Source organism: Streptomyces endocoffeicus, from assembly GCF_016741935.1.
In the GTDB taxonomy this organism is placed as follows: Bacteria; Actinomycetota; Actinomycetes; order Streptomycetales; family Streptomycetaceae; genus Streptomyces; species Streptomyces endocoffeicus.
Map to the genome: position 1 here is coordinate 1,621,969 of NZ_JAERRG010000001.1, position 26,129 is coordinate 1,648,097.

The 26,129-nt window shown below is 72.5% G+C and carries 21 protein-coding genes; 14 read left to right on the forward strand and 7 right to left on the reverse strand.

Annotated elements, in window-relative coordinates:
- Positions 1-58 precede the first annotated feature (58 nt).
- Both JK364_RS06040 and JK364_RS06045 read left to right on the forward strand, forming a co-directional pair.
- Positions 59-1,279 (forward strand): sensor histidine kinase, encoded by a 1,221-nt coding sequence (locus tag JK364_RS06040; protein WP_201848159.1) that lies wholly within the window; start codon positions 59-61, stop codon positions 1,277-1,279.
- A complete protein-coding gene (locus JK364_RS06045) occupies positions 1,270-1,917 on the forward strand; it encodes a response regulator transcription factor (RefSeq protein WP_201848161.1) in 648 nt (215 codons plus the stop codon). The genes JK364_RS06040 and JK364_RS06045 overlap by 10 nt, the downstream gene beginning before the upstream one ends.
- Here the strand turns inward: JK364_RS06045 and JK364_RS06050 are convergent.
- Positions 1,902-3,134, reverse strand: coding sequence for a glycosyltransferase (locus JK364_RS06050; protein ID WP_201848163.1), 1,233 nt, complete (start codon positions 3,132-3,134; stop codon positions 1,902-1,904). The two genes, JK364_RS06045 and JK364_RS06050, sit on opposite strands and share 16 nt — an antisense overlap.
- A 208-nt stretch (positions 3,135-3,342) precedes the next feature.
- On the reverse strand, positions 3,343-4,233 hold the full coding sequence (sigJ, locus tag JK364_RS06055) for an RNA polymerase sigma factor SigJ (protein WP_201848165.1): 891 nt from the start codon (positions 4,231-4,233) through the stop codon (positions 3,343-3,345).
- A gap of 185 nt (positions 4,234-4,418) precedes the next feature.
- Here sigJ and JK364_RS06060 point away from each other — a divergent pair, with 185 nt between their 5' ends.
- Positions 4,419-6,251, forward strand: a complete 1,833-nt coding sequence (locus JK364_RS06060) for a glycoside hydrolase family 9 protein (RefSeq protein WP_201848167.1) — start codon at positions 4,419-4,421, stop codon at positions 6,249-6,251.
- A 52-nt stretch (positions 6,252-6,303) separates the two neighbouring features.
- Here the strand turns inward: JK364_RS06060 and JK364_RS06065 are convergent, their stop codons facing one another.
- A complete protein-coding gene (locus JK364_RS06065; RefSeq protein ID WP_201848169.1) occupies positions 6,304-6,792 on the reverse strand; it encodes a glutathione peroxidase in 489 nt (162 codons plus the stop codon).
- Between the two features lie 132 nt (positions 6,793-6,924).
- On the opposite strand from JK364_RS06065, the gene JK364_RS06070 reads away from it, so the two are divergent.
- From JK364_RS06070 to merB, 5 genes are all read left to right on the forward strand, one after another.
- Positions 6,925-7,158: a hypothetical protein gene (locus tag JK364_RS06070; protein WP_201848170.1), complete on the forward strand. Its 234-nt coding sequence runs from the start codon at positions 6,925-6,927 to the stop codon at positions 7,156-7,158.
- Positions 7,155-7,637, forward strand: coding sequence for a Clp protease N-terminal domain-containing protein (locus tag JK364_RS06075; protein ID WP_201848172.1), 483 nt, complete (start codon positions 7,155-7,157; stop codon positions 7,635-7,637). Before JK364_RS06070 ends, JK364_RS06075 begins: the two co-directional genes overlap by 4 nt.
- An 85-nt stretch (positions 7,638-7,722) precedes the next feature.
- Positions 7,723-8,658: an ABC transporter ATP-binding protein gene (locus tag JK364_RS06080; protein WP_201848174.1), complete on the forward strand. Its 936-nt coding sequence runs from the start codon at positions 7,723-7,725 to the stop codon at positions 8,656-8,658.
- Complete coding sequence (locus JK364_RS06085; protein ID WP_201848176.1) at positions 8,655-9,503, forward strand: ABC transporter permease; 849 nt, start codon at positions 8,655-8,657, stop codon at positions 9,501-9,503. The genes JK364_RS06080 and JK364_RS06085 overlap by 4 nt, the downstream gene beginning before the upstream one ends.
- A 431-nt stretch (positions 9,504-9,934) precedes the next feature.
- Positions 9,935-10,249, forward strand: coding sequence for an organomercurial lyase (gene merB / locus JK364_RS55070; protein WP_307841166.1), 315 nt, complete (start codon positions 9,935-9,937; stop codon positions 10,247-10,249).
- Between the two features lie 24 nt (positions 10,250-10,273).
- Here the strand turns inward: merB and JK364_RS06095 are convergent, their stop codons facing one another.
- The 4 genes from JK364_RS06095 to JK364_RS06110 form a co-directional block, all read right to left on the reverse strand.
- Positions 10,274-11,260 (reverse strand): MBL fold metallo-hydrolase, encoded by a 987-nt coding sequence (locus JK364_RS06095; RefSeq protein WP_201848178.1) that lies wholly within the window; start codon positions 11,258-11,260, stop codon positions 10,274-10,276.
- Positions 11,257-11,715, reverse strand: a complete 459-nt coding sequence (locus JK364_RS06100; RefSeq protein WP_201848943.1) for a PaaI family thioesterase — start codon at positions 11,713-11,715, stop codon at positions 11,257-11,259. Before JK364_RS06100 ends, JK364_RS06095 begins: the two co-directional genes overlap by 4 nt.
- Before the next feature lie 291 nt (positions 11,716-12,006).
- Entirely contained in the window at positions 12,007-12,921 is a 915-nt protein-coding gene (locus tag JK364_RS06105; protein ID WP_201848945.1) for a YceI family protein, read from the reverse strand.
- Between the two features lie 90 nt (positions 12,922-13,011).
- Positions 13,012-14,760, reverse strand: a complete 1,749-nt coding sequence (locus JK364_RS06110) for an FAD-dependent oxidoreductase (protein ID WP_201848180.1) — start codon at positions 14,758-14,760, stop codon at positions 13,012-13,014.
- A gap of 213 nt (positions 14,761-14,973) precedes the next feature.
- Here JK364_RS06110 and JK364_RS06115 point away from each other — a divergent pair, with 213 nt between their 5' ends.
- The 6 genes from JK364_RS06115 (at position 14,974) to fxsT (ending at position 26,106) form a co-directional block, all read left to right on the forward strand.
- On the forward strand, positions 14,974-16,815 hold the full coding sequence (locus tag JK364_RS06115) for a sigma-54-dependent Fis family transcriptional regulator (protein ID WP_201848182.1): 1,842 nt from the start codon (positions 14,974-14,976) through the stop codon (positions 16,813-16,815).
- Between the two features lie 65 nt (positions 16,816-16,880).
- On the forward strand, positions 16,881-17,438 hold the full coding sequence (locus tag JK364_RS06120) for a hypothetical protein (RefSeq protein WP_307841167.1): 558 nt from the start codon (positions 16,881-16,883) through the stop codon (positions 17,436-17,438).
- Positions 17,439-17,505: 67 nt separating this feature from the next.
- Positions 17,506-18,687, forward strand: a complete 1,182-nt coding sequence (locus JK364_RS06125; RefSeq protein ID WP_201848186.1) for a phosphorylase family protein — start codon at positions 17,506-17,508, stop codon at positions 18,685-18,687.
- Between the two features lie 383 nt (positions 18,688-19,070).
- A complete protein-coding gene (locus tag JK364_RS06130; protein WP_201848188.1) occupies positions 19,071-20,567 on the forward strand; it encodes a VMAP-C domain-containing protein in 1,497 nt (498 codons plus the stop codon).
- Positions 20,564-21,745 carry an AAA family ATPase gene (locus JK364_RS06135; protein ID WP_201848190.1) on the forward strand — a complete coding sequence of 394 codons (1,182 nt, stop codon included), beginning with the start codon at positions 20,564-20,566 and terminating at the stop codon, positions 21,743-21,745. Before JK364_RS06130 ends, JK364_RS06135 begins: the two co-directional genes overlap by 4 nt.
- The gene (gene fxsT, locus JK364_RS06140; RefSeq protein WP_201848192.1) at positions 21,742-26,106 is read left to right on the forward strand and encodes an FxSxx-COOH system tetratricopeptide repeat protein; all 4,365 of its coding nucleotides are present in this window, start codon (positions 21,742-21,744) and stop codon (positions 26,104-26,106) included. Before JK364_RS06135 ends, fxsT begins: the two co-directional genes overlap by 4 nt.
- The last annotated feature ends 23 nt before the right edge of the window (positions 26,107-26,129 follow it).

Below are 26,129 nucleotides of genomic sequence, written 5' to 3' on the forward strand. Positions count from 1 at the left end.
ATCAGAGGTAGTGCGCGCACTACCGACCGGGGACGGCCGGCTCGCATATCTTCTGCGGGTGCCTTCTCGAACAGCCTGGCAGGCTCTCGCTCAGCATCCGTTGGGGTTCCTGGCCTCGGCCTGGCCCTGGCGGGCCTTGGCCTATCTGCTGTCCGGGGTCGTCTTCGGCGCGGTCGCCATGGTCACGCTGCTGACCATGGCCCTGGCCGGGCTGGTGTCGCTGATCGTGGGGGTGGGAGCCGTTCTCCTCCTCGCCGTGGCGCTGTCCGGCATCCTGGTCACCCGGATCGAACGCCGGCGGCTGCGGCTGGTGGACCCGGACCCGGCGCCGGATCCGCACCGGGCCCCTGAACGCCCGGGGCCGCGGGGGTGGCTGGAGACCCGGCTGCGGGAGCCCGCGACCTGGCGGGAGCTGAGCTTCACCGCGGTGTCGATGACCGCCCTGTGGTGGATGGACCTGCTCGTCCTGGCCTTCGCCCTCGCCCTGCCCGTCCTGCTCATGACGTCGCCGATGGATGACCCCGGCGCGTGGCCGTGGCTGGTCATCGGCCTGTGCCTGCTGCCGGCGGCGCCGTACACCATCACCGCCTGGGCCGGCGCCCGTGCCGCGCTGACCCGCCTGATCCTGGCGCCCCGCGACGGCGAACTGGGCCGGGAGCTCACCGAGGTCCGGGCCTCCCGGGCGCGTCTGGTGGACGCCTTCGACGCGGAGCGCCGACGGATCGAGCGGGACCTGCACGACGGCGCCCAGCAGCGGCTGGTCTCCATCAACGTCATACTCGGCCTGGCCGGTCTGGACGCGGAGCCGGGCTCGCCGGTGGCCCGGCAGCTCGCACAGGCCCAGGGCGAAGTCACCCTAGCCGTCAACGAGTTGCGTGAGCTCAGCCGGGGTGTGCACCCCAAGGCCCTCACCGACCATGGCCTCGCCGCGGCCGTCGGCAACCTCACCACCCGCTCCGCCCTGCCGGTCACCGTCGACATCCGGCTGCCGTACCGCTTGCCCGCGACCGTGGAGAGCACGGGGTACTTCGTCGTCGCCGAGGCCCTGGCCAACGCCACCAAGCACAGCCGGGCCACCCGGGCCGAGGTCCACGCCAGGCTGGACGCGGATGTCCTGACGCTGTCGGTCCGGGACAACGGCGTCGGCGGGGCGGACCCGGCCGCGGGCACCGGTCTGGTCGGCCTGGCCGACCGCGTCGCCGCGGCGGACGGCAGACTGCGGATATCCAGCCCGGCGGGCGGCCCTACACTGCTGCGCGTGGAGCTCCCGTGCCGCTGAACATCGTGCTCGCCGAAGACTCACCGCTGTTGCGGGACGGCCTGGTCAGCGTGCTCACCCGCTTCGGCCACCGGGTGTCGGCGGCCGTCGGCGACGCCGACGCGCTGATCGCCGCGGCCCATGAGCACGACCCCGACATCGTCATCACCGATGTGCGGATGCCACCGGGCAACGCCGACGACGGCCTCCGCGCCGCGGTCGCGCTGCGCGGCCACCGCGCCGGCCTGCCCATTCTGGTGCTCAGCCAGTACATCGAGCAGTCCTACGCCACCCACCTGCTCGACCTAGGCAGCGAGAGCGGCATCGGCTATCTGCTCAAGGACCGGGTCAGCGCCGTCACCCACTTCGCGAGCGCGGTCGAGCAGGTGGCCGCCGGGGCGACGGTCATGGACCCCGAGGTGGTGCGCCAGCTCCTGCGCCGACGGCAGGATCCCTTGCGGCGGCTCACGCCCCGGGAGCGCGAGGTCCTCTCCCTCATGGCCGAGGGACGCTCCAATGCCGAGATCGCCCGCGGCCTCTATGTCACCGAGGCCGCGGTCAACAAGCATGTCAGCTCCATCCTCCAGAAGCTCGACCTCCGGCTGGACGGCCACGGTCACCGGCGCGTCCTCGCGGTGCTCACCTACCTGCGCGCCTGACCGTCCGATGCCCCGGCGTCGAGGAGCAGCTTCGCGGCCACCGTCGTCCCGTCGGTGGGCATCGTGCCCGCCACGGCCCTCGCCCGCGCCCGGGTCCCGGGGGTCAGGGCCGTCTTCAGCGCGGCCGACAGGGAGTCGAGGGTCGGGGCCGGACCGTCGTGTGCCACGCCGATGCCCAGCTCGGCCACCCGGGCGGCCCAGTGCGGCTGGTCCGCGATCTGGGGGACCACCACCTGAGGCGCGCCGGCCTTGGCGGCTGTCGTCGTGGTGCCCGCGCCACCGTGGTGGACGACGGCGGCCACCCGGCCGAACAGCGCCTGATGGTTGACCTCGCCCACGGCCAGGCAGTCGTCCCGGTCGTCGATCGGGGCCAGTTCGGCCCAGCCGCGGGCGAGGAGCACGCGGTGGCCCTGCGCGCGGACCGCCTCGACGGTCACCCGGGCGAGGTCGGTCGAGGTGTGCATGGCCATGCTGCCGAAGCCCACGTACACCGGCGGTTCACCGGCGTCCAGGAAGGCCTCCAGCTCATCCGGGAGCGGACGTTCGTCCGGCAGGATCCACGCCCCGGTCTGTACGAGGTCGAGTTCCGTCATGTCCTGCCACGGGCCCAGGACCGGATCCGCCGCCAGCAACGCCCGGTCGGTGAAGACGTAGTCGCGGACGTTGTCCACCGGCGGCAGGCCGATCGCCGCCCGGTGGCGGTTCTCCGCCTCGCCGTACAGTTCGTTCACGCGCTGGGCGTCCTGCTCCCACAGCACCTTGAGGTCGGTCTCCTCCGGGGGCGACGGCGTGCCGGGCCGCTTCCCGGGACGGAAGTGCCGCGAGGGCAGTCCGAACGGATGGAAGCACGCGAACACATAGCGGATGCCCAGCTTCTCGGCCACCGAGCGGGCGCCGGCCGGCATCAGGCCGGTCGCGAGGAGCACATCGCATCCCTCGGCCGCCGCGGCGAGCGTGTCGAACCGCGCGGCGACCAGCTCGGGCGCGAGCCAGAACGCGTCCCGCGCCGACGGCGGCCGCTCGCCGGTCACCACCGAGCGCACCGTCGGGCCGAGCGGCACCAGCTCCACACCGACACCGGCCAGCAGCGCCGCGAACTCCTCGTCCGGCGGCGCGCACACCCGCGCCTCCGCGCCGAGTTCCCGCAACCGCACCGCGAGTCCCGCCAGCGGTTCGACGTCCCCGCGCGACCCCCATGACGACAACACCACACGCATATCGCAAACTCCCCGTTTCCCCAGGTCCTGGCATCGGCCGCCCATCCTGAGGCACGCCCCGGGGCTTGCCGCAAGCCCCCCGGTGCGCTATAGGTTGATAGTGGCAGGGAGGAGTACCTCCCTGCCTTCGCTGTTTCGTCAGCCGAGGCCCGTCGGGCCGGGTCCGTCAGCCCGGGTTCGTCAGTCCAGGCCCGTCAGTCCAGACCCGTCAGTCCAGGTCCGCCAGATCGAGCCCGCTCAGCCGCTCGGGGTCGGCCAGGATGTCGACCGCCACGATCCTGCCGTCCGCGACCGTGAAGGCCAGCACCGAATACGGCCGCCCCTCCCGCGAACTGACCACGCCCACGGCCCCGTTGACGAGCGCGGGCCGGGCGTGGAGGCCCGGTCCGCTGAGGCGGGAGAAGGTGAGCGCCTGGTCCGCCACGGCGGCGGCGCCGCGCACCTCGCGCGGGGCGCGGGCGGGCGCGGAGCCGTAGTCGGCGCGCAGCACCACATCCGGGTCGAGCACGGCGATCAGCCCCTCGAAGTCGCCGTCGCGCGCGGCGGCGAGGAAGGCGCCCACGACCTCGCGCTGCCGGGCGAGGTCCGCGTCGGGGACCGGGGCCGCTCCCCGCACCCGGCGGCGGGCGCGGCTGGCGAGCTGACGGGCGGCGGCCGGGGTGCGGTCGACGATGGGGGCGATCTCGTCGAACGGCACGGCGAACAGATCGTGCAGTACGAAGGCCAGCCGCTCGGCGGGGGCCAGCGTCTCCAGGACGACCAGCAGGGCGAGGCCGACGGAGTCGGCGAGCAGCGCCTGGTCCTCGGGGCCGGGCCCGCTCGCACGGCTGATGACCGGGTCCGGGAGGCGCACGCCCAGGGGCTCCTCGCGCCGGGCGGTGCGCGAGCGCAGCATGTCCAGGCAGACCCGGCCGACGACGGTGGTCAGCCAGCCGCCCAGGTTCTCCACCGCGCCGGTGTCGGAGCGGCTGAGCCTCAGCCATGCCTCCTGGACGGCGTCGTCCGCCTCGCTCAGCGAGCCGAGCATGCGGTAGGCCACCGCGCGCAGATGGCCGCGGTTGGCCTCGAAGCCCTCCGCCAGAAGGTGGTTCTCGTTCATCGGTCATATCCCCTTGTCCGGACCGCACCGTCGCAGGCCACACCGTGCTGACGGATGGGCCGGGCGCGATGTGACAGAGAGGCGGGACGGACCGTGCACCCGTCCAGTCCCTTGACGCGCTGCGATCACATCATTACACAAGTTGGGAGCGCTCCCATGCCTCCCACTCCCCAGGAGGGTCCCCCATGTCCCTGCCCCTGTTACGCCGTCCGCGCGGTACGCGGGCCGCCACCGCACTGCTCACCGGTGCGCTGCTGCTGATCGCGGCCCAGTCCGCGCCTGCCGGAGCGGACTCCCCCACGGCTCCCGCGGCTGCCGCGCCCTCCGCCGTCCAGGTCAATCAGCTGGGGTATCTGCCGGACGGCCCCAAACGCGCCACCGTCGTCAGCGCGAGCACCACCGCCCTGCCCTGGCAGCTGCGCGACGCCGCGGGGCGGACGGCCGCCTCGGGCACCACCACCGTACGGGGCGCGGACGCCGCCTCCGGGCAGTCGGCGCATCTGGTGGACTTCTCCGCGTACCGAGGGACGGGCACCGGCTACACGCTCACCGTGGACGGGCGGACCAGCCACCCCTTCGACCTCCGCGCGAACCTCTACGACGGGCTGCGCGCGGACGCGATGTCCTTCTTCTACCAGCAGCGCAGCGGCATTCCCATCGAGGCGTCGCTCGCCGGCGCCGACTACGCGCGCCCGGCGGGCCATCTGGGCGTCGCCCCCAACCGGGGTGACACCGCCGTGCCCTGCGTCAGCGGGGTGTGCGACTACACCCGGGATGTGCGCGGCGGCTGGTACGACGCCGGTGACCAGGGCAAATACGTGGTCAACGGCGGACTCGCGGTCTGGCAGCTGGTCAACTCCTTCGAGCGCGCCAAGCGTACGGGGCACGCGGCCGCGCTCGGGGATGCCACGCTGCGCGTCCCCGAGCGCGGCAACGGGATCCCCGATGTGCTCGACGAGGCACGCTGGGAGCTGGAGTTCCTGATGCGCATGCAGATCCCGGAGGGCAAGCCGCGGGCGGGCATGGCCTTCCACAAGGTCCATGACGCCGCCTGGACCGGACTGCCCACCCGGCCGGAGCAGGACGCCGAGCCGCGTGAGCTGCACGCGCCGTCCACCGCCGCCACCCTCAACCTGGCCGCCGCGGCGGCGCAGTGCGCCCGGGTCTACGCCCCGTACGACGCCGCCTTCGCCGCCCGCTGCCTGGACTCCGCGCGCCGCGCCTGGGCCGCCGCGCGGGCGAACCCCGGTGTGCTCGCACCGGCATCCGACTCCACCGGCGGCGGGGCGTACGACGACAGCGAGGTGGGCGACGAGTTCTACTGGGCGGCGGCGGAGCTGTACGCGACCACCGGGGAGGCGCGGTACCGGGACGCGGTCACCTCCTCGCCGTACCACACCGCGAGCGATGTGTTCGCCCCGGTCGGCTTCAGCTGGCAGGACACCGGGCCCCTCGGCCGGATCGTCCTGGCCACCGTCCCCAACGGCCTGCCCGCCACCGACCTCGCCCGCGTCCGCGCCTCCGTGGTGTCCGCGGCCGACGCCCGCTTGAGCACGATGGCCGCTCAGGGCTACGCGGTGCCGCTTCCGGCGGACGGCTACGTATGGGGCTCCAACGGCCAGGTGGCCAACAACGGGACCGTCCTGGCCGTCGCCTACGAACTCACCGAGCAGCGGCGGTACCGCACCGGGGCGCTGGAGACGCTGGACTATCTGCTCGGCCGGAACGCGCTCGGCCAGTCGTATGTCACCGGCTACGGCGAGCGCGCCTCGCAGAACCAGCACCACCGCTTCTGGGCACACCAGTACGACGCCTCGCTGCCGAACCCGCCCGCCGGATCGATCGCGGGCGGCGCGAACTCGGGGCTGCAGGATCCGGTGGCGCAGGAGAAGCTCCCCGGGTGCGCGCCCGCGGCGTGCTACATCGACGACATCGGCTCGTACTCCACGAATGAGGTGGCGATCAACTGGAACGCGCCGCTGGCGTGGCTGGCCGCGTTCGCCGCGGAACGCGGCTGACCGGGCGGGCGAGGGGTCTCCCGGCCCCTCGCCCCACCCCCTTCGCCTCATCTCACCGGGGCAGCTGCGCCTCGATCGCGGCGACGACATCGTCCGCCTCCGGCTCGGTCCGCGGCCGGAACCGGCCCACGACCTCACCGTCCGGCGAGATCAGGAACTTCTCGAAGTTCCACTGCACATCCCCCGCCTCGCCCTGCGCGTCCGCCGTTCCCGTCAGCTCGGCGTAGAGCGGATGCCGCTGCTCGCCGTTGACATCGATCTTCTCCAGCAGCGGGAAGGACACCCCGTAGGTCGTCGAGCAGAACGTCTGGATCTCCTCGCTCGTCCCCGGCTCCTGCCCCGCGAACTGGTTGCACGGAACCCCCAGCACGGTGAACCCGCGCCCGGCATAGCGCTGCTGCAGCCGCTCGAGCCCCTCGTACTGCGGGGTCAGACCGCACTTGGACGCCACATTGACCACCAGCAGCGCCGCACCCCGATGCTCACCGAGCGAGGTCGGCTCGCCGGTGAGGGTGCGCAGGGGGATGTCGTACAGGCTCATGGGATCTACCGCCTTCGTCGTTCGGTGGGTGAGCCCAATCTATGGGGGTCCCGGTAGTTCTCAAGACACGGGGCCGACCCGCCCTAAGCAACCAAGGTTGACTATCGCCATTAGTCAACTACAGTTGCTTACATGCCGGCAGAAGACGTACCCGTACCCGAGGGACCCGCCGACGCTCTGGCGGCCGTCGTGGCGCTGCGGCGCCTGGCCGACCAATTGGAGGACGCCGCCGTGGAGCAGGCCATGCGCGCGGGCTGGAGCTGGCCCGACGTCGCCGAGGCCCTCGGCGTCACCCGTCAGGCGGTCCACAAGAAGCACGCCAAGCGGCTCATCGCCGTCGGCGTCACGCTGAGGAGGCGACAGTGAGCGCGATCGACCACTACATCAACGCGATCTTGGAGCAGGGGGCCGCGGAGGCGCGGGAGGACGGCTCCGCGGCGACCGAGGCCCACCACCTCCTGCTGGCGATCGCCGACGACGACGGCAGCGCCGCGCACCGCGTACTGACCGCGGCGGGGCTCGGGCGGCAGACGATCAGGAACGCACTGGACCGGGAGTTCGAGCACAGCCTGAACGCGGTCGGGGTGTCCCTGGCCTCCTTCGGCCTCCCGAAGCCCAGCCGGGACCCCAAGCGCCCACCAAAGGTCGGCGCCTCCGCCAGGCTCGCGCTCGAACGCGGCTTCGCCGCCTCCACCGGCAAGAAGGACCTGCGCCCCACGCATCTGCTGCTCGGCATCCTGAACACCGGGATCGGCACCGTACCCCGCGCGCTCACGCTGGCCGGTATCGATCGGGCGGACCTGATGGCACGTGCCCGGGAGACGCTCGCGAGCGGCAACTGGTGAATCGGGCGCACCGAATTCACTTGCCCGCACGGCCCGGCCGACCACGGCTGAACCGCCCCTTCCTCCGGCGAAGAGAGGTCATCTCATGACGACGAGCGAGACGGTCGTGCTCGACATCGACGGGCTGCGCATGCGCTACGGCTCGGTCGACGTCCTGCACGACGTCACCTTCCAGGTCCGCCACGGCGAGGTGGTCGCCCTGCTGGGACCGAACGGCGCGGGCAAGACCACCACGATCGAGATCCTGGAAGGTTTCCGGGCGCGGTCGGCCGGCCGGGTCGAGGTGCTCGGCGCCGATCCAGCCCACGGCGACGAGCCGTGGCGGGCACGGGTGGGGGTCGTCCTCCAGTCGTGGCGGGACCACGGGAAATGGAGGGTGCGCGAACTACTCGCCCATCTGGGTTCCTACTACGCCGACTACTCCACCGAGCGGATCACCCGGCCCTGGGCCGCGGATACCCTCATTGCGGCCGTCGGTCTGACCGAGCACGCGAACAAGAAGATCAGGATGCTCTCCGGTGGTCAGCGGCGCCGGCTGGATGTGGCGATCGGCCTCGTGGGCCGCCCTGAACTGGTATTCCTCGATGAACCCGGCTCCGGGCTCGACCCGGTCGCCCGGCGCGAGTTCCACGACCTCGTCCAAGGCCTCGCCGATGAAGGTGAGACCACGATCCTGCTCACCACCCACGATCTGAACGAGGCCGAGAACCTCGCCGACCGCATCCTGGTCCTCAACCACGGCCGGATCGTCGCCGACGGCACGGCAGCGGAGCTCGCCCAGCGGATCGCGGGTGAGGACCAGGTGCGCTGGACCCGCGACGGGCAGCACTTCCGGCACTCGACCACCGAGTCCACCGCGTTCGCCTTCGACCTGTTCCAGCAGTACGGCGCGGCGATCGAGAACCTCGAAATCCGTCGGGCCTCGCTGGAAGACACCTATCTCTCCCTGGTGCACCGGGCCGAGTCCGGCAGGTACGAAGCAGCACACGTGAACAAGGCCGAAGAAGAGGTGGCCCGATGAATCCGACGGCGACGGCGCTCCGGGCCGGCTGGTCCCGCGGCCTGATCGAGCTGCGGCAGACCCTCACCAACGGCGGGGATCTGTTCAACCACTTCTTTTGGCCCGTGTTGATGCTGGCCACCCTGTTCTTCCTGCGGGATGTGTCCTTCGAACAGAGCGGATTTATGCTCGGTGCCCTTGCCCTGCCCAGCATCCTTGGCATGAACGCCGCGATGGGCATGGTCACCATGAGTCAGATCCTCACCGCCGACCGCGAGGATGGAACTCTGCTGCGCGCCAAGGCGACACCGCACGGCATGCAGGGCTACCTGGTCGGCAAGGTCGTCTCGGTGTCCGGCGGCCTGCTGGTCGACGTCGCGATCTTTCTGATCCCCGCCCTGTTCCTCATTTCCGGCCTCTCGGTCGGCGGCCCGGGGCCCTGGCTGACCCTGAGCTGGGTGCTGGCATTGGGCCTGGTGGCAACCCTGCCGCTCGGCGCGGTGCTGGGCTCGGTGTTCACCAGCACCCGCAGTCAGGGACTTCTCACGCTCCCGATACTCGCGATGATCGCGATCTCCGGGATCTTCTACCCGATCGCCGCGCTGCCGGAGTGGGTGCAGTGGATCGCCCAGGGCTTCCCGATCTACTGGCTCGGCCTCGGCATGCGCTCGGCCCTGCTGCCGGGCTCGGCCGCCGCGGTCGAGATCGACGAGTCCTGGCGACACCTCGAGACCGCGGGTGCGCTGGGCGCCTGGGCGGTGCTCGGCCTGCTCGTGGCGCCGGTCGTGCTCCGGCGAATGGCACGCCGGGAGTCCGGCTCGACCGTGGCCGAACGCCGCGAGCGCGCCCTGCGGCGGGTCGGGTGATGCCGTTGTTCTTCGGCGAGTACTGCTGAGACCCCCTATGCGCGGACCACCGCCCCTCACCGTCGTCACCAAGAGCGGCTCACCGTCGACATCACCCAGCGCCTCGCCCACCCCGGCCGCACGAGCGTTCAAGCCCCGGACCTCCGCAAGGCGCACGCTGGACTCATCGCCTCAACCAGCGAAGGAACCACAGGAATGAGCGAGAACGCCTCGAGCGCACCGATGAACCTCGACGAGACGGAAACGGTCCGCCTGGCCGTCTACCACGGATTCGCGCGTACCGGACGGGCTCCGGGCGTGCCGGGGCTCGCCGCGCTCACCGGACTCGCTCCCGACCGGGTACGCCAGGAACTGCGCACCCTTCATGCCAGCCATGATCTGGTCCTGGACCCTCCCGCTGTCCGGCCTGCGACGCCCCGCACGCCTGGGTGGTGGGCCGGGAGGCACCCCCGCAGGGCGGCCAGGTGGCCCATTTCCTCATCCCTATGAGCCGGGCCTGGGACGATGTCGTGCACACCTGCGGCAACCAGCGCCTGTTCTGCTCCACCGACTGCGTCGGCACCTGGCTGCGCGAGACGGGCCAGGAGCGTGGCTACGTCATGGATCTGGCCACCCTGTGGCGCTTCGCCAGTGACTGGTACTCCGGCCGCCTGGAGCCGGGCTACACCCGCCGCGACCCCGCCGCCGCCAGTGCCTACTTCGCCGAGGTCGGCCTGCACGGCCCCTTCTGGGGCTTGCCCGACTGAGACCGGACGCCACCCGTCCGGCGCTCAGGGTGCCGCCATACCCGGCCAGGCCCGCGGGTACGGTACGCGCAGCGTCTCGGCCGCCACCGGAGTGTGGTCCGCGGCGGCGTGGAGGCGGCCGTCGCGCAGGACGACGGCACCGCTGCGGAGCATGGTCGTGACCAGTTCGTGGGCGAGGGCCTCGGGCGTACGGTCCAGCAGCCGGGCGGCGTCGGTCAGCCAGGCACGGGCGTGCAGGTACGGCTCGATCGCGTCGGCCGGGACGCCGCCGCGGATCATCAGGGCGAACGCGAAGATCCGGCGGGCGCCGTACCAGACCGCCCCGTCGGGGTCGTCGACGAGCCGCTGGGCACGGCGCACGGCGGCGGCGAGGGCCGCGGCGGGATCGGCGGGGACCGGACCGTGGGAGGGCAGGATCACCCGCGGGGCGAGGTCGGCCAGCCGTTTGAGGGAGGCGAGCGCGGTGGCGGCCATGTCGGGACCGTCGAGGGCGAGGTTCACCCAGCCGACGTCGTAGTCCGACAGCGCGTCCCCGACCACCAGGGTCCGCTCCTCCGGCTGCCACAGGGCCAGATGGCCCGGGGTGTGCCCGGGCGTGCGGACGACCTCCCAGTCGATGTCCCCGAGGCGGAGGACCTGGGCGTCGTCGAGCGGGATGTCGACGGTGTACGGGGCGACGGGCTGGTCGAGGTACTCGGCCGCGCAGCAGCCCGGGTCCCGGCGGGCGATCGCCTCCGCCTCCGGGGCCCCGGCCGCGATGCCCGCGCCGCCCGCCTGGAGGAGCGCGTTGCCGCCGACGTGGTCGGAGTGCCAGTGGGTGTTGACGACGAGGGCGATGTCCCCGGCGTGTGCGCGGGCCCAGTCGGCGGTCTCCCGCGCATGGCCGACGAACCCGCTGTCGACCAGAGCCGGTTGCCGTCCGGTCAGCAGGAGGGTGTTGGCGTCGGGGAAGGGGCGCTGCCACCAGGTCAGCCACGGCGGTAGGGCCGAGGGAGACGGCTGGGGGCTCATTCGGCGGACCTGTTCACGCGGATCAGCGTCTGCTGGCCGTTGGCGACGAGCTTCCGGGTGCCGTCGCCTTGGACGCCGTACACCTCGAGACCGCAGACGGTCAGGGTGCGTCCGGGCCTGAGGACGGTGCCGATCGCTTCGAGGTGGTCGCCGGCGGCGGGCGCGAGGAGGTTGATCTTGTACTCGACGGTGAGGACGTCGGAGTCCTCGTCGAACAGGGTGAGAGCCGCGTAGCCCCCGGCGCTGTCCGCGATGGCGCTGGTGGCGCCGGCGTGGACGTAGCCGTGCTGCTGGGTCACCTCGGGCCGGGACGGAAGCACGATCCGGACGCGGCCGGGGCCGATGTGGGCGAGGCGCGCGCCGAGGTGGGACATCAGGCCCTGCCGGTCGAAGCTGTCCTGGACGCGCTTCCGCACCGCGGGGCTCGCCTGTTCCCGCCGCGTCTGGTCTTCCACCTTCTGCCGCGTCTGGTCCTCCACGTACATGCTCTCCTTCGGATCCGTGTCGGGTGGAGCGGGACGTGTCTTCATATCCGACGATCGTTCCCTCTCGCATTTCTTGCTCTGGGAGGGAACGCTAGGTCGGATGCGCCCGAAGGTGTTTGCGTCTTTACCCGTAGATCGCGGGATGCGGGGGAGAGTCTTCCGACCCTGGGCGTCCAAGGGGAAGATTTTCCCGCATCCCGCGGGGCAGCCGGTCTGGTGACGGCTGCCCCGCGGGAGGCGGCGGACCAGCGGGGCAGCGGCCTACTCAGGCGGCGTCGGCGTGGCGTGGTTGCGGTACATCGCCTGGATGTCGAGCTCCAGCTTGACCGTGGGGCCGACCACGGCGATGCCGCGGGCGAGCATATTGCGCCAGTTCAGGGTGTAGTCCTCGCGGTGGAGTTCGGCCGTGGCGAGGGCGGCGCAGCGCAGTTCCTGTTCGTAACCGCCGTTGACGGCGCCGAGGTACGTGGTGTCCAGGGTCACCGAGCGGCTCACGCCGTGCATCGTGAGGGGGCCCTGGAGGGTCCACTTGGGGCCGCTGCGCCAGGTGAAGCGGTTGCTGGCGAAGTGGATCTCCGGGAAGTTGGCGACGTCGAGGAAGTCGGCCGAGCGCAGATGGGCGTCGCGGGTGTTGTTGCCGGTGTTGATGCTGGAGGCGTCGATGACGACCTCGACGCGGGAGTCCTCCATCCGCTCGGCGATGTGGATGCCGCCCCGGAAGCGGGTGAAGCGGCCGTGCACATTGGCCATGCCCACGTGGCGGGCGATGAAGCGGATCGCGGTGTGCGGCGGGTCGAAGAGCCAGGTGCCGGGCGGCGGGAGTTCGAGCTGCTGGGAGGGCTCCATCTGCACCCGGCGGGGAGGGTCGCTCTGGCCGTGGGTGATGTCGACGGTGAGGCGGTTGGGCTGCAGACCGCTTCCGGTGAGCAGCACCGTGTACTGCCCCGGCTCGAGCGTGGCGAGGAACAGTCCATGCGGATCGGTGGTGGCCTTGGCCACCGTACGGGCGGCGCCACGCGTCTCGGTGACGGTGACCTCCACGCCGCCCAGGGCCTGGCCAACGGGGTCCAGGACCTCGCAGCTGAAGGCTCCGGCACCCACGGGCAGGGCGATGTTGAGTCCTGATCCGCGGTCCGGACGCTTGGTGCGCATGCGCCGGAGCAGTGCGAGGGGCATTGCAGTCATCTCACTAACGGTTTCTCTGGGGATGGGGGCGCGTCCATGATGAAGCCCCAGGGTGAGCTCCGGACGCCTGGGGGGTGGCTGTCAGCCGTGGCCGAGGATCTTCCGTAGCGCCCCGAGCAGCAACTCCCCCGCTTGCGGGGAGACTTCGGGGTGGCGGAAGCCGATGTGGTTGTCGGGGCGGACCAGCAGGGCGCCGCAGTCGCCGATTTCGCGCAGCCGGGCCCAGTCGCCGTAGGGGTCCTCGTACTCCTGGCCGGGGCCGATGGAGACGGTGGCGAGTTCGACGCCCAGTTCCTGACGGACCGCCGCGGCCGCCTCCTCCCAGCGGCCTCCGCCGATGCCGGTGAAGAGGGTGAACCGGCCGTGGCCGCCGAGGTCGAGGGTCGACAGCCGCTCACGGCCCCGGACGACCCATGCGTGCGGCAGTTTGGCGCCGGGATGCGTCGTGGGCTGGTGGTGCAGCTCCGGGTCGCGGTCGAAGCCGGGGTCGGGGGTACCGTCGGGGACGACGGCGTCCGAGACGTACCGCTGGTTCATCTCCACGCCGTGCGCGTTGAACTCGTACACCTTGGCCGCGATGGCCTCGCGCAGCCGCTGCCGTTGCTTGGCACCCTCGGGCGTGGCGTCCTTACGGGCGTCGACATTGCGCCACATCTGCTCGGGATCGGAGGTGGAGAGCAGATCCAGCGCCTCGAAAACCGGCGCGGTCTCACCGATGCTCCGGTTCGCGCGCTCGACGGTCTGCCGTCCCACCGGGGCCCGTTCGGCGGAGTAGGTGTCCAGCAGGGCCGGGGCGGCGGTGCCGTCGAGGACCAGCTTGAGCTTCCAGGCGAGGTTGTAGGCGTCCTGGACGGAGGTGTTGGAGCCCAGCCCGTTGGACGGCGGATGGCGGTGGACGGCGTCGCCCGCGCACAGCACCCGCCGGTCGGCGTAGCTCTCGGCGTACAGATGGTTGACGGTCCACGCCGAGGTGGAGGTGATGCGCACGGGGATCGTCTCGTCGCCGAGCAGCCGGTGCACCACGGACCGCGCGAACTCCTCGGTAAGGTCCGGCGGGCCCGCGTCGAGGCCGTAGCCCCACACCACCATCCACTCGGTCCAGGGCCGCACACAGCGCACCAGGCCCGCGCCGATGCCGCCGACGGTCGCGCCGGGGGCGAGCACCCAGTAGAGCGTGGAGGGGCGATGGGCGGTCAGATGGGTCAGATCCGCCTCGAAGACGATGTTGAGGCTGCCCGCGACGCCCATCCGGCCGACCGTGGGCAGCCCGGCGTTCTCCACGACGCGGCTGCGCCCGCCGTCGGCGCCGACCAGATAGCGGGCCCGGACGCGGTAGGTGTCCCCGCGCAGCCGGTCCTCGACCAGCGCGGTCACGGCGTCGTCCGACTGCTCGTGGGAGAGGTACTCGGTGTGGAAGCGCAGCGCGGTGCCCCGGGAGACCGCGGCGTTCACCAGCACCGGCTCCATCAGATGCTGCGGCATGTCGCACATCCGGCTGGGGCTGGCCAGTTCGTGCCCCGCCTGGACGAGCGGGTCGTTGCCCCAGGAGCGCAGCCGTCCCAGCTCCTCGCCCGCGAGGCTGGTGCAGAAGACGGTGTTCCCCATCAGCGGCTGCGGGGTGGCCAGGGCGGTGACCTGGTCCTCGACGCCGAGGTCGCGCAGCACCTCCATGGTGCGCTGGTTGGTGATGTGCGCGCGGGGCGTGTCCGCCAGGCTTCCGTACCGGGTGACCATGACGTTGGGCACGCCGTAGGTGCTCAGGGCGAGCGCGGTCGCGGCTCCGGCGGGGCCGCTGCCCACGACCAGTACGTCGGTCTCGACGGTCTCCACTGCTGAAGGGCTCCTCTCGGTCCTCTCCCCGTGCTCTCCCCCGTGATGGCCGGTCTCGCGGCTCCACCGTGATGACCGATCCGGCTCCACCGTGACAGCCGGTCTCCCGGTCCGATCGGTGATCGCCGGCCGACCATTGATGATCTTGTTCCAGAACCCGGACCCCGAGGTGTCTCATTTCGAAACAGTGGCGACGTATACGGTGGAGGAGCTGTGACGACCACCGACGACACCCCCGCCGACCCGGCCCTCTCCTCGCTGCGCCGGGCGCGGGACCGGTTCTTCAGCGGACGGCCACCGGGCGACGGAATCCCCGAGGAGCTCGCCCAAGCCTGGCGGCGGGCGCGGTTCTTCGGCGTACCGCGCGATCTGGCGGCCCCGCCCAGGGTCCGGCCACCGGTGGACTCCCCGCTGCTGGCCGCGGCGCGCCCCGTACTGGACCGCGTGGCGCCCACGCTGAGCGGTGCGATGGGGCTGGTGCTGGTCGACTCCCGCTGCCGGGCGCTGTGGTCGGGCGGCGGGCGTTACGCCGGTACGCCCGACGGGATGGCCGGTTTCGATCTGTCGGAGAAGGCGGTCGGGCACAACAGCGCCGCGCTCGCGCTGCGCACGGGGCGCCGGGCCGAGGTCCACGGCCCCGAGCACTTCCTCGACCTGTGGCAGGAGGTGTCGGCGGTCAGCGTTCCGCTGTACGAGCCGACGGCGGGCCGCCCGGTCGGCACCGTCACCGTGGTGGCCCCGCTGGGCGAGGGCCGCACCGCCCACCCGGGCGCGGCGCTCGCCGAGGCCACCGCGCACGCGATCGAGACGGAGCTGCTGGGTCGGGAGCGCCCGCCGGAGCGGGTGCTGCTCGACGCGTATCTGCGGCAGCGGGCCGAGGGGGCGGCGGTGGCGGCGCTCGACGGCAGCAGCCGCCTCGTCAGCCCGGAGGCCGCGCGACTGCTGTCGCACGAGACGCTGGCACGGCTGGAACGGCATGCCACGGCCCTCCTCAGGGACGCGGACACGGGACCGGCCACCGGGCTGGCCACGGGACCGCAGGACCACGCACCGGACGAGATCCCCGTACCGGACGACGAGATCCGCGTACCGGACGGCGCCGGGCTCACCGTAAGGATGACGCGCCTGGTACACGGGGGCGCGGTCATCGGGGCCGTGGCCACGGTGTGCACGGCGGCCCGGCGGGCGCGGTCGGCGGAACGGCGGGGCCATGACCGGCTCCCGGGGCTCGTGGGCACGTCCCGGCCCTGGCGGCTGGCTGTCTCCCGGGCGACGGAGCTGGCGCGGGCCGTGGAACCGCTGCTGCTGATCGGCGAGCCGGGCGTGGGCAAGACCGCGCTGGCCCGCGCCCTGCTCGGCCTGCGGGGCACGGCCGCGCCGCGTGTCGTCGACGCCGCCGAGCAGGTGCCCGGCGAGGTCCCGCGCTGGTGTCACGCGCTCGCGGAGCTCCCGGAGTCGGAGGGGGACGGCGGCGCGCCGCCGCTGCTCCTGCGCCACGCCGAGCGGCTGGGCCAGGCCGATGTGGCGGCGCTGCTGTCGCTGCTGGCGGAGCGGCCAGCGGTGCCGCTGGTGGCGACCCACACCCCGGGCGCGCCCACCGGACCGTGTCTGAGCCGGCTGCTGGACATCCTCGCGGCCCGGTCGGTGACGCTGCCGCCGCTGCGCGAACGCGTCGAGGACATCTCCGCGCTGCTGGCGGGCCTCACCCGGCGCCCCTCCCCCGGACGTCCCCCGCTGACCTGGAGCCTGGACGCCCGCCGGGCGCTGGAGCAGCACACCTGGCCGGGCAATGTGGCCGAACTCACCCATGTCGTACGGGAGGTGGCCGAGCGCCGCCGCGCCACCGGGCCGGTGCGCCGCGAGGAGCTGCCGTACGGACTGCGGGTGCCACCGGCCACCCGCCGGCTGAGCGGTATCGAACGGGCGGAGCGCACCGCGATCCTGGAGGCACTGCGCCGGCACGGGGACAACAAGGCGCGGGCCGCCGAGTCCCTGGGCATCGGCCGGGCCACGTTGTACCGGAAGTTGCGGACGTACGGAATGGACCAGGCGTAGCGGCGGAAACAGTCTCCAGGGGGCCGGTCACACCGGAGCCGGTCATGGGCCGCGGAGGGGGAACGGTGACGCGAGACAACAGCGCCGAGAGCGAGGCGGTCACGGGCAGGCTGCTGATCCTGGAGTACGAGCAGGTGAAGGAGGAGCAGCGGGCGCGGATCGGGTTCCGCGACAATCTGCTCTACGCGACGCTGGCCGCGATGGCGGCCATCATCACCTTCTCCCTGCAGAGCCATGGGCGCCCGGAGCTGCTGTTGCTGCTGCCCCCGGCGTCGGCGCTGCTGGGCTGGGCATATCTGGTCAACGACGAGAAGATATCGGCCATCGGACGGTATGTCCGGGAGGATCTGGGGCCCCGGCTGACGGCGCTCGCCCCGGGCCGGCCACCGGTGTTCGGCTGGGAGCGGGCCCACCGCGACGACGGCCGCCGGGTCTCCCGCAAGCGACTGCAGCTCGCGGCGGACCTGCTGCTGTTCACGGTGGCGCCGCTCGCCGCGCTCATCGTGTACTGGGCGTCGGAGCCGGTGCGGGCGGTGCTGCTGGGGGTGTCGGTGGCGGAGGTGGCGCTGGTCGTCGTACTGGCGGTGCAGATCGTGCTGTACGCGGATCTGCACCGGCCGTGACGCGTTGACACCCGTGGGGTGCGTCGGGTCCGTAAGGTGTCGGCAGAGGCTGTCCTAGGGGGGATCGGTGGGCGCTGGTGGCAATGGGGGTGCGCTGTGGGCCGATGTGGTGGTCCTGACCGCGCTGGAGGTCGAGTACCGGGCGGTGCGCGCCCACTTGGAGGATCCGCGGCCGGTCCCGGCGGAGCGGGGCGCGCTGTTCGAGCTGGGGGTGTTCCGCGACGGGTCCGAGGCGCGGAGCGTCGCCATCCATATGACGGGTCCGGGGAACCCGGGTGCCGCGGCCTCGGTCGAACGGGCGGCGGCGCTCTTCGCGCCCCGGGCGGTGCTGTTCGTGGGGGTTGCGGGTGGCCGTAAGGATGTCGCGCTGGGCGATGTGGTGGCCGCCGACGCGGTGTACGACTACGAGACCGGCAAGGACACCGAGACCGGGTTCCTGCCCCGGCAGAAGACCTATCAGTCGGCGTACGGGCTGGTGCAGCTGGCCCGGTGGGTGGCGGCGGCCGACGAATGGCAGCAACGGGTCCGGCCGGGGGACGGCGCGCCGCGCCCCCGCGCCCATGTGAAGCCCCTCGCGGCGGGCGGGCGGGTGGTGGCGCACCACCGCTCGGACGTCGGGCTGAGGCTCGCGGCCAGTGCGGGGGACGCGCTCGCGGTGGACATGGAGGGCTTCGGTTTCCTCGCCGGGGCGTATGTCAACCAGCATCTGGACGCGCTGGTGATCCGCGGCATCTCGGATCTGCTCGGGGACAAGGGCGAGGCGCACGACGAGCGCTGGCAGCCGGTGGCCTCGCGGAACGCGGCCGCCTTCGCCTTCGAACTGATCGGCCGCATTCCGGTGGCGCGCCTTGTGGCGCCCCGGCCGCTCGCCGCCGGTACGCGGTCCCTCGGCACCGATACACGGTCCCTCAGCGCCGATGCGCGGTCCCTCGCCGCCGGTACGCCGCCCGAGACCGCCCGGCGCCGCAGGCTGACCATCCGTGACCTCGGCGTACTCGCGGACGCCCTGCTGGCCGTGGCCGGGATGACCTCCCCCGCACGCTGGCAGCAGCTGCTCGACGAACTGCCCACCGTCGGCACCGCGGTGAGCCGTCAGTCGGCGAGCCGTGCGGAGGCCCTGTCCCTGCTGCGCGTCTGCGAGGCGCGGCGGGCGATCGGCGAACTGGTGGAAGTGGTCGCCGTGCTCGCGCCGGACGATCCGGCGGCCGCCGAACTCGCCCGGCGTGTCGAGGAACTCGGATTGGAGTGACCCTCCTCACCCTCCCACCCCCGCGGATGAGGGCCCCGGGCCGCCCTCCCCCGCACCCGCTGCGAGCCACCCCGGGAGGGCGTCCCCGCGCGAGCTCGGCGGAACCGTCCAGGTGGGCCCCTGAGGAGGACGGCCCTCCGCCTCGCGGTCGCCGTGGGCGCGGGCTCCCCAGTCCACCGCCGGGAGGTGTCCCGGCCCCGGCGGGGCCCGCCCGGGGCACGGGGGACGGTGCCACGGACATACTCGCCAGGGGTGTCACGAGAGGCTTGCGGGGCATACAAGTTGTCCCGGAGTCCCGGCGGGTGGCACCCGCGTATGGCAGGGTCTCCGGCGGGATCATCGGCGGCGGGGACCGGTGATGCGGCCTCGGGGGAGGGCACGGCATGGCGGCCATGGGGGAAGGTGGCCTGAAATCGGTCGGCAACCTCGTCACGGCGTTGAAGGAGTTCCGCTGTCTGACGGATCCGGATCTGCGCACGCTGTGTCTGGATCTGGTCGCCATGGAGCTGGAGATGACCAGTGTCCCCGTGCGTGCCCACCGGGTGACCGACTACTTCCTGGTGGAGCTGGCCCGCGAATGCCTGGAAAACGTGCGGATCATGCACGCGCTACGCGCGTCCCTCGCGGTGATGGCGGCGGCGGACGAGGAGGCGATCAAGCGGCTCGACTCGGTCATGGAGCAGATGACGGCCCGTCCGGCGCTGCCCGAGACCGCCATCGCGAAGCTGCGGTCGCTGCTGGAGGAGCTGGAGATCGAGCAGCTGGGCCAGCTGTGCCGTACGGCGGCGGGCCCGCTGCAGGACGTTCCCGCGGTCACCGGCCCCTGGCACGCCTTCGAGGTGCTCAGCCGGATGAACGCACAGCCGGGCGGGCTGCCGCCGGGGCTCGCCCTGGTGGAGTACCTCGCGGCGGCGGCGCGTCCGCTGCAGAGGGCCGACGCGCTGCGCGACTGGGCCGATGAGCAGGCCCGGGAGCTGGGTCTGACGCCTCAGCTGCGGTCGCTGCGGCAGCAGGTGGGGCATGCCGCCCCGGCCGGTCCGGTGGACGCCTATCTGGTGATCCGGCTGCTGCCGCGGGAGGAGGCCGGATACTACGAGCTCTCGTCCTGGCACCAGTACGACCCCACCGGCTGGCATCCGGTCCGCGGCCCGGTCACCCAGGTCACCGCGGAGACCGCGGAGCGGGCGGTGCAGACGCTGGTGTACCGGGCGGCCGAGGAGTGGGACGACGCCCGCGCGATCCACATCGAGTTCATGCTCGGCCCGGATGACCTGAATCTGCCGGTCCACCGCTGGCGTCTGGAGCTCGACAGCGAGCTTCCGATTCCGCTGTACCTGGGCCATCCGGTGGTCGTACGGAGCCTGGAGCGCAGCTGGACCAGGCGCTGGCACCGGGAGTGGAAGCACCGCTGGAACCTCTTCGACCAGCAGCCCGAGCGCGCCAAGCAGCTCGTCGTGGACGGCGAGGACCCGGACAGCCCGCGCTCCGGCGACCCCACCGCGCTGCTGGCCCGGCTCAAGGCCGATCCGCAGGTGGTGGCCCTGGTCCTGACCTCGCCTCCGGGCATCACGCCCGAGGGCACCTCGGAGGCGCTGACCGCCTGGCGGGCCGGGATTCCGGTGGTCGCCTGGGACGGCCGGGCGACCCGGACCCCCGGCTTCGTCCAGCAGCTTGGACAAAAACAGGCCGACGCCAGCGGGAACCTGGCACGGCTCCGCGAAGCCGTGACAGAGTTACGTCTGGACGCCCATACGATCGACTCCGCGGAGCGGGAGCATCACCTGGGGCAACATGTGGTGCTCGTTTGGGACGACCCGACCCGTCCCGTGGAACCGCAAGGGCGCATGACGGGGCCGGACGAGGGGGTGGGTGGTCGATGAGCGACGAAGAGCCTGCGCGGCGCCACAACGGACGGATCCACCAGGATTCCGGTTCCGCCTCGGCCGCCCTGCCGTCCGGGATACCGCGCCCCTGGTGGATCTACCAGGGCACCGGGCGCCCGCTGCACGACGTAAGCCTGGAGGAGATCCTTCCGCCGCCGCCCCCGTGGCGCGCCTTCGGCGGGGTCTCGGCCTGCCCGGTCGAGGGCAACGGCCGGTCCGGCGCGTTATCGGACGCGGACGACGCCCCGACCGAGCCCCCGGCGCCACCGGAGGACGAGCAGGACACCGCCCGGCGGCTGGGCGCGACCCCCCTGGGCGTGCGCTCCGACCCGGAGGAGGCCGATCTCGTCAACGCGGCGCTGATCCTCAGGCGTCCCCTTCTGGTGACCGGCCGCCCGGGCACCGGCAAGTCCACGCTGGCGTACCGCATCAGCCGGGAGTTGGGCCTGGGCCGGGTGCTGCGCTGGCCGATCACCACGCGTTCGACCCTGCGGTCCGGGCTTTACGGCTACGATGCCGTCGGCCGTGTGCACGCCGCCGCGGCCGGCCAGGCGTCGGAGGGGGACACGCACGAACCCGGACCGGAGGACATCGGCGACTTCCTCCAACTCGGGCCGCTGGGCACGGCGATGCTCCCGCACCGCCTGCCGCGCGTCCTGCTCATCGACGAATTCGACAAGAGCGATATCGATCTGCCCAATGACCTCCTCGACATCTTCGAGGCCGGTGAGTACTCCATCCCCGAGCTGGTGCGCATCCGCAGACGCCGCCCGGCCGTATCGGTCCTCACCGACGACCCGGACCGCAGTACCGTCATCGCCTCGGGACGGGTGCGCTGCCGCGCCTTCCCCGTCGTCGTCATCACCAGCAACGGCGAGCGGGACTTCCCGCCCGCGTTCCTGCGGCGCTGTCTCCAGCTGCGGCTGCCCGACCCGGACGCGGACCGGCTCGCCGCGATCGTGGCCGCGCATCTGGGGCGGGCCGACGATCCGCGTGCGCGGGAGCTGATCCAGATGTTCCTCGAGCGCAGCGAGCGCGAAGGCGGCCTCGCCGCCGACCAGTTGCTCAACGCGGTGTATCTGGTGACGTCCCAGTCGCATGTTCCGGGGCCCGAGTGGGAGGAGCTACTGCAGGCCGTTTGGCATCGGCTGGACAGCGCAGCGGGCTCGACATGACACACCACCCAGGCGGCAGGTCCGCCGGGCCGGGCCCACGGGACCTCGACTGGCGGCAGCTCGCCGACGCCATGTGGCTGGCGGTCTGCAAGGCCGAGACGGACCGTGGCCCCGGACCGCCGGACCCCGGCCCCCTCCCCGGGACACCGGAGGCGGATGCCCCGCCGCCCGGTGACGAGCCGTCGGACGAGCCGCGGCAGGACCGGCGGGGGGAGCGCCCCGCGTCCGGCCCCGAGGCGGCGCCCGCGGTGTCGGAACCGCCGCTCCCCGCGGAGCTGGTCGGCGTCTCCGCGCCGCCCGGCGAGGCGGAGCCGGCGACCGTCGCGGAGGCCTTCGTACCGGTGCGCCGGCCGTCCGCCGACGGGCCGCCGTTGCCCGAGCGCGCCCTGTCCCGGGCGCTGCGGCCGCTCAAGCGCACCGCGCCCTCGCCGGTCGAGATGGAGGTCGACGAGGAGGCCACGGCCGAGCAGGCGGCGCGCGAGGGGCTGTGGGTGCCCGACCTGGTGCCCGTGCGCGAGCGCTGGATGGACGCCGTCCTGGTGGTGGACTGCGGCAGTTCGATGGTGGTGTGGCGGCGGACGGCCGAGCATCTGGTCACCGTGCTGCAGCGCACCGGCGCCTTCCGGGATGTGCGGGTGCACCGGGTGAACACCGACCATCCGTTACCCGCCGAGGACCGGTCGCCGGTGGCGGGGATGCCACCGCGCGGCAAGCGGACGGTGCTGGTGCTGACCGACGGCATCGGCGCGGCCTGGGGCGATGAGAGCGCCCAGCGCGCGCTGGCCGGCTGGGCGCGGCACGCGTCGGTCGCGGTACTGCACGTCCTGCACCAGGGCCGCTGGCACCACACCGGGGTGGCGCCGGAGCGGGTGCGGGTGCGGATCCCCGAACCGGGCGCCCCCAACGGCACCTGGCGGCGGGCGGACGGCGGCTCCTGGCCGGGCGGCGCGCCGCCGGTCCCGGTGCTGGAGCTGGAGGCGCGGTGGATGGCCAACTGGGCGCGGCTGGTGGCCCGCCCGTCGGCGCGCGGCGAGGACACGATGGCGCTGCTGCCCGGGGCGCCCGCCGAGCGCTGGGATCCCGAACCGGAACCGAGCGCCTGGGATCGCGTCTTCCGGTTCCGCGCCACCGCCTCGCCGAGCGCCTTCCGGCTGGCGTCCCGGCTGGCCGCGGCCCCGTTGAACATTCCCGTGATGGAGTTCGTGCAGGGCATCCACCAGCCGGAGGGCAGTCCGGGCGATCTGGCCGAGGTCCTGCTGGGCGGGCTGCTGCGCAAGGTGGCGACCGCCGACCCGCTGGACGAGACGGGCATCGGCTACGAGTTCCACGACGGGGTGCGCGAACTGCTGCTGTCCGCCGGGATGCGGGACGAGTCGCTGTACATCCTCGGCAGCGTCCTGGACCGGCTGGGCCGCCGCTGGAAACCGCTGCTGATGCTGCGCGATCTGCTCAACCACCCCTCGGGCTCGGTGGGAGACCTCCCCAGGACGGAGCGCCTGCTGCCCTACATCCGCCTCCAGGAGCAGGTCTACCAGGCGCTTTCCGGACCCTATCTGGCGGGCGCGCGCTCCTTTCGCGCCCTTGTCCTGGCCCATCAGGCGCTCGCCCGCTCGGGGGAAAGCCCGCCCGATCCAGTTGAAGACGCGTCACACAGGGGAAAATATGTGGTCTCCGAGGCGGTTGCGGCCATGACTGACTCCACGACTCCCCGAACAGACCCGCTGTCCCAGGCCGACGATTCACCATCCCCGCCGGCGCCTGGCTCGCCGGGCCCGGCGGGGGAGCATCTGAGAGGAACATTCGTGTCCGTGACCGCTGCCCGGACCCTGCCCACCGTGGAGGAGCGCCAGCCCGGGGAACCCCCGTCCATTTGGGGAAATGTACCGCCCCGGAACAACAACTTCACCGGGCGGCAGACGTTGCTCGACACTCTCCACGAACGGCTGAAGAGCGAGGGCACCGCCGCCGTGCTGCCCGAGGCCCTGCACGGGCTGGGCGGGGTGGGCAAGTCACAGATCGCCCTGGAGTACGTCCATCAGCACGCCGCCGACTACGACGCGGTGTGGTGGATCCCGGCGGAGCGCCCCGAGCAGATCCGCCAGGCGCTGGTCCAGCTCGCCGACCGGCTCGGGCTGCACGCGGGCATGGAGGCCAACACGGCCGTGCCCAGCGTCCTCGACGCGCTGCGCACCGGACGCCCGTGCCGCAACTGGCTGCTGGTCTTCGACAACGCCGAGGAGCTGGAGACGGTTCGGCCGTTCTTCCCCGCGGGCGGGCCGGGCCGGATCCTGGTCACCTCGAGGAACGCCCAGTGGTCGCGCGCCGCCCGCACCGTCGAAGTGGACGTCTTCGAGCGCGAGGAGAGCATCGAGCTGCTGCGCCGCCGGGGGCCGGAGCTGCCGCGCGACCAGGCGGACCGGGTCGCCGACGCGCTGGGGGACCTTCCGCTGGCCATCGAGCAGGCGGCCGCGTGGCTCACCGAAACCGGGATGCCGGTCGACGAGTATCTCCAGGTCTTCGAGGACGAGCGGGCCGATGTCTCCACCCGCCGCAATGAACTGCTTGCGGCGGGCGTTCCGGTGGACTACCCCGAACCGGTCGCCGCCGCCTGGAACATGTCGCTGCGGCGGCTGGCCGAAACCCATCCCGGCGCGCTCCAACTCCTCCAGATGTGCTCGTTCTTCGCACCCGAGCCGGTCTCCCGGCGGCTCTTCTCGGGCGTGCGCGGGGTATCCCTCTCCCCCGAGCTCTCGGAGGTGCTGCAGGACCCGATCAAGCTCGGTCACGCGATCCGTGAGATCAACCGCTACGCCCTGATCAAGATCAATCACCGCAGCAACACGATCGAGATGCACCGGCTGGTGCAGGCCGTGCTGATCGGCCAGATGTCCACACAGCAGCAGGCGGACATGCGGCACAGCGCCCATGTGCTGCTGGCCTTCGGCGACCCCAATGACGTCGCTCCCCCGAACTGGGGGCGGTACGCCGACCTCCTCTCCCATGTCCGGGCGTCGCGCGCGATGGAGTGCGATGACAAATGGGTGCGGCAGATGGTGCGGAATCTGGTTCGCTTCCTCCATCTCTGGGGCGACCACGAGGGCGCGCTGGAGCTCGCCACCCAGGTGCGTCGGCAGTGGGTGGAGACGCTCGGCGAGGACAGTGCGGAGACGCTGGCCGTCTCCCGGACCCTGGGCCATGTGCTGACCGTGCTCGGCCACTTCAAGGAGGCCAGAGAACTCAACAGCCGGACGCTGGAGCTCCAGCGCGCCAAAGATGGCGACGACCACGAGAACACCCTGGTGACTCAGGGCGCGGTCGCCGTGGACACCCGCTACCGGGGTGACTACGCGCGCTATGTGGAGCTGGAGAAGGACCGCTGGACCAGGACCCTGCGGCTCTTCGGGGACGAGGACCCGTACTCCATCGCCGCGACGAACGACTACGCCGTGGCGCTGCGCGCGGCGGGGGACTACGAGCACGCCCGGCCGCTGGACGAGGGCGCACGGCGCACCGCTGGTCTGGTGCTCGGCGAGGACGCCCTGCTCACCGTCCTGGTGGAGGCCAACCTCGCCGTCGACGTCCGCGAGGGCGGTGACTATCTGGCGGCCCGCGACATGCTGGAGCAGACCTGCAGCCGCGCCCGCCAGATGTTCCCACCGAACGCGCCCACCGTGGTCTACGCCCTGCGCAACCTCGCCGTGGCGCGTCGTAAGGCCGGCGACCACGAGGGCGCGCTGGACCTCAGCCGGGAGGTGCTGGAGCGCTACCGGCTGCGCTACACCGAGCCCAACCTCCACATCACCAACACGGCCCTGGCCCTCTCGATGGATCTGCGGCAGACCGCCGATCTGGAGGGCGCCCGTGAGCTCGGCCGGAAATGTCTCGACGATATGCGCGTCCTGCTGGGGGAGCGGCATCCGGCGACCCTGGGCGCGGCGATCAACCTCGCCGTGACGCTGCGGCTGCTGGGCGAGACGGATGAGGCGCTCGCGCTGAACAAGGAGACGCTGCCGATGCTCGTCGAGCAGCTGGGGGCCGACCATCCCACGGCGCTGGCGTGCGCCATCAACACGGCCAGCGACCACTACACCCTCGCGGACTACCAGGAGGCCCACGACCTGGACACCACGACCCTCGCGGCCTGCCGGTCCCGGCTCGGTGCGGACCACCCCACCACGCTCGCGTGTGCGGTCAACCTGTCGGGGGATCTGCGCGCGCTGGGCGAGGGCAGGCAGGCGGAGGAGCTGCACCAGGACGCGCTCGGCCGGCTGCGCCGGGTGCTGACGGCCAACCACCCGGCGACGGTCGCGGCGGCCCGGGGCATCCGGGCGGACTGCGATGCCGAGTCGATCTCCATCTGAACCGTCGTCCGCCATCTGAACCG

Excerpts from the sequence above, each read along its gene's own strand:
- JK364_RS06065 (WP_201848169.1), bottom strand. The coding sequence starts at position 6,792 with ATGAGCCTGTACGACATCCCCCTGCGCACCCTCACCGGCGAGCCGACC.
- JK364_RS06050 (WP_201848163.1), bottom strand. The coding sequence starts at position 3,134 with ATGCGTGTGGTGTTGTCGTCATGGGGGTCGCGCGGGGACGTCGAACCG.
- JK364_RS06130 (WP_201848188.1), top strand. The coding sequence starts at position 19,071 with ATGGCGGCCATGGGGGAAGGTGGCCTGAAATCGGTCGGCAACCTCGTC.
- JK364_RS06080 (WP_201848174.1), top strand. The coding sequence starts at position 7,723 with ATGACGACGAGCGAGACGGTCGTGCTCGACATCGACGGGCTGCGCATG.
- JK364_RS06095 (WP_201848178.1), bottom strand. The coding sequence starts at position 11,260 with ATGAGCCCCCAGCCGTCTCCCTCGGCCCTACCGCCGTGGCTGACCTGG.
- JK364_RS06070 (WP_201848170.1), top strand. The coding sequence starts at position 6,925 with ATGCCGGCAGAAGACGTACCCGTACCCGAGGGACCCGCCGACGCTCTG.
- JK364_RS06060 (WP_201848167.1), top strand. The coding sequence starts at position 4,419 with ATGTCCCTGCCCCTGTTACGCCGTCCGCGCGGTACGCGGGCCGCCACC.
- JK364_RS06085 (WP_201848176.1), top strand. The coding sequence starts at position 8,655 with ATGAATCCGACGGCGACGGCGCTCCGGGCCGGCTGGTCCCGCGGCCTG.
- JK364_RS06105 (WP_201848945.1), bottom strand. The coding sequence starts at position 12,921 with ATGCCCCTCGCACTGCTCCGGCGCATGCGCACCAAGCGTCCGGACCGC.
- JK364_RS06135 (WP_201848190.1), top strand. The coding sequence starts at position 20,564 with ATGAGCGACGAAGAGCCTGCGCGGCGCCACAACGGACGGATCCACCAG.
- fxsT (WP_201848192.1), top strand. The coding sequence starts at position 21,742 with ATGACACACCACCCAGGCGGCAGGTCCGCCGGGCCGGGCCCACGGGAC.
- sigJ (WP_201848165.1), bottom strand. The coding sequence starts at position 4,233 with ATGAACGAGAACCACCTTCTGGCGGAGGGCTTCGAGGCCAACCGCGGC.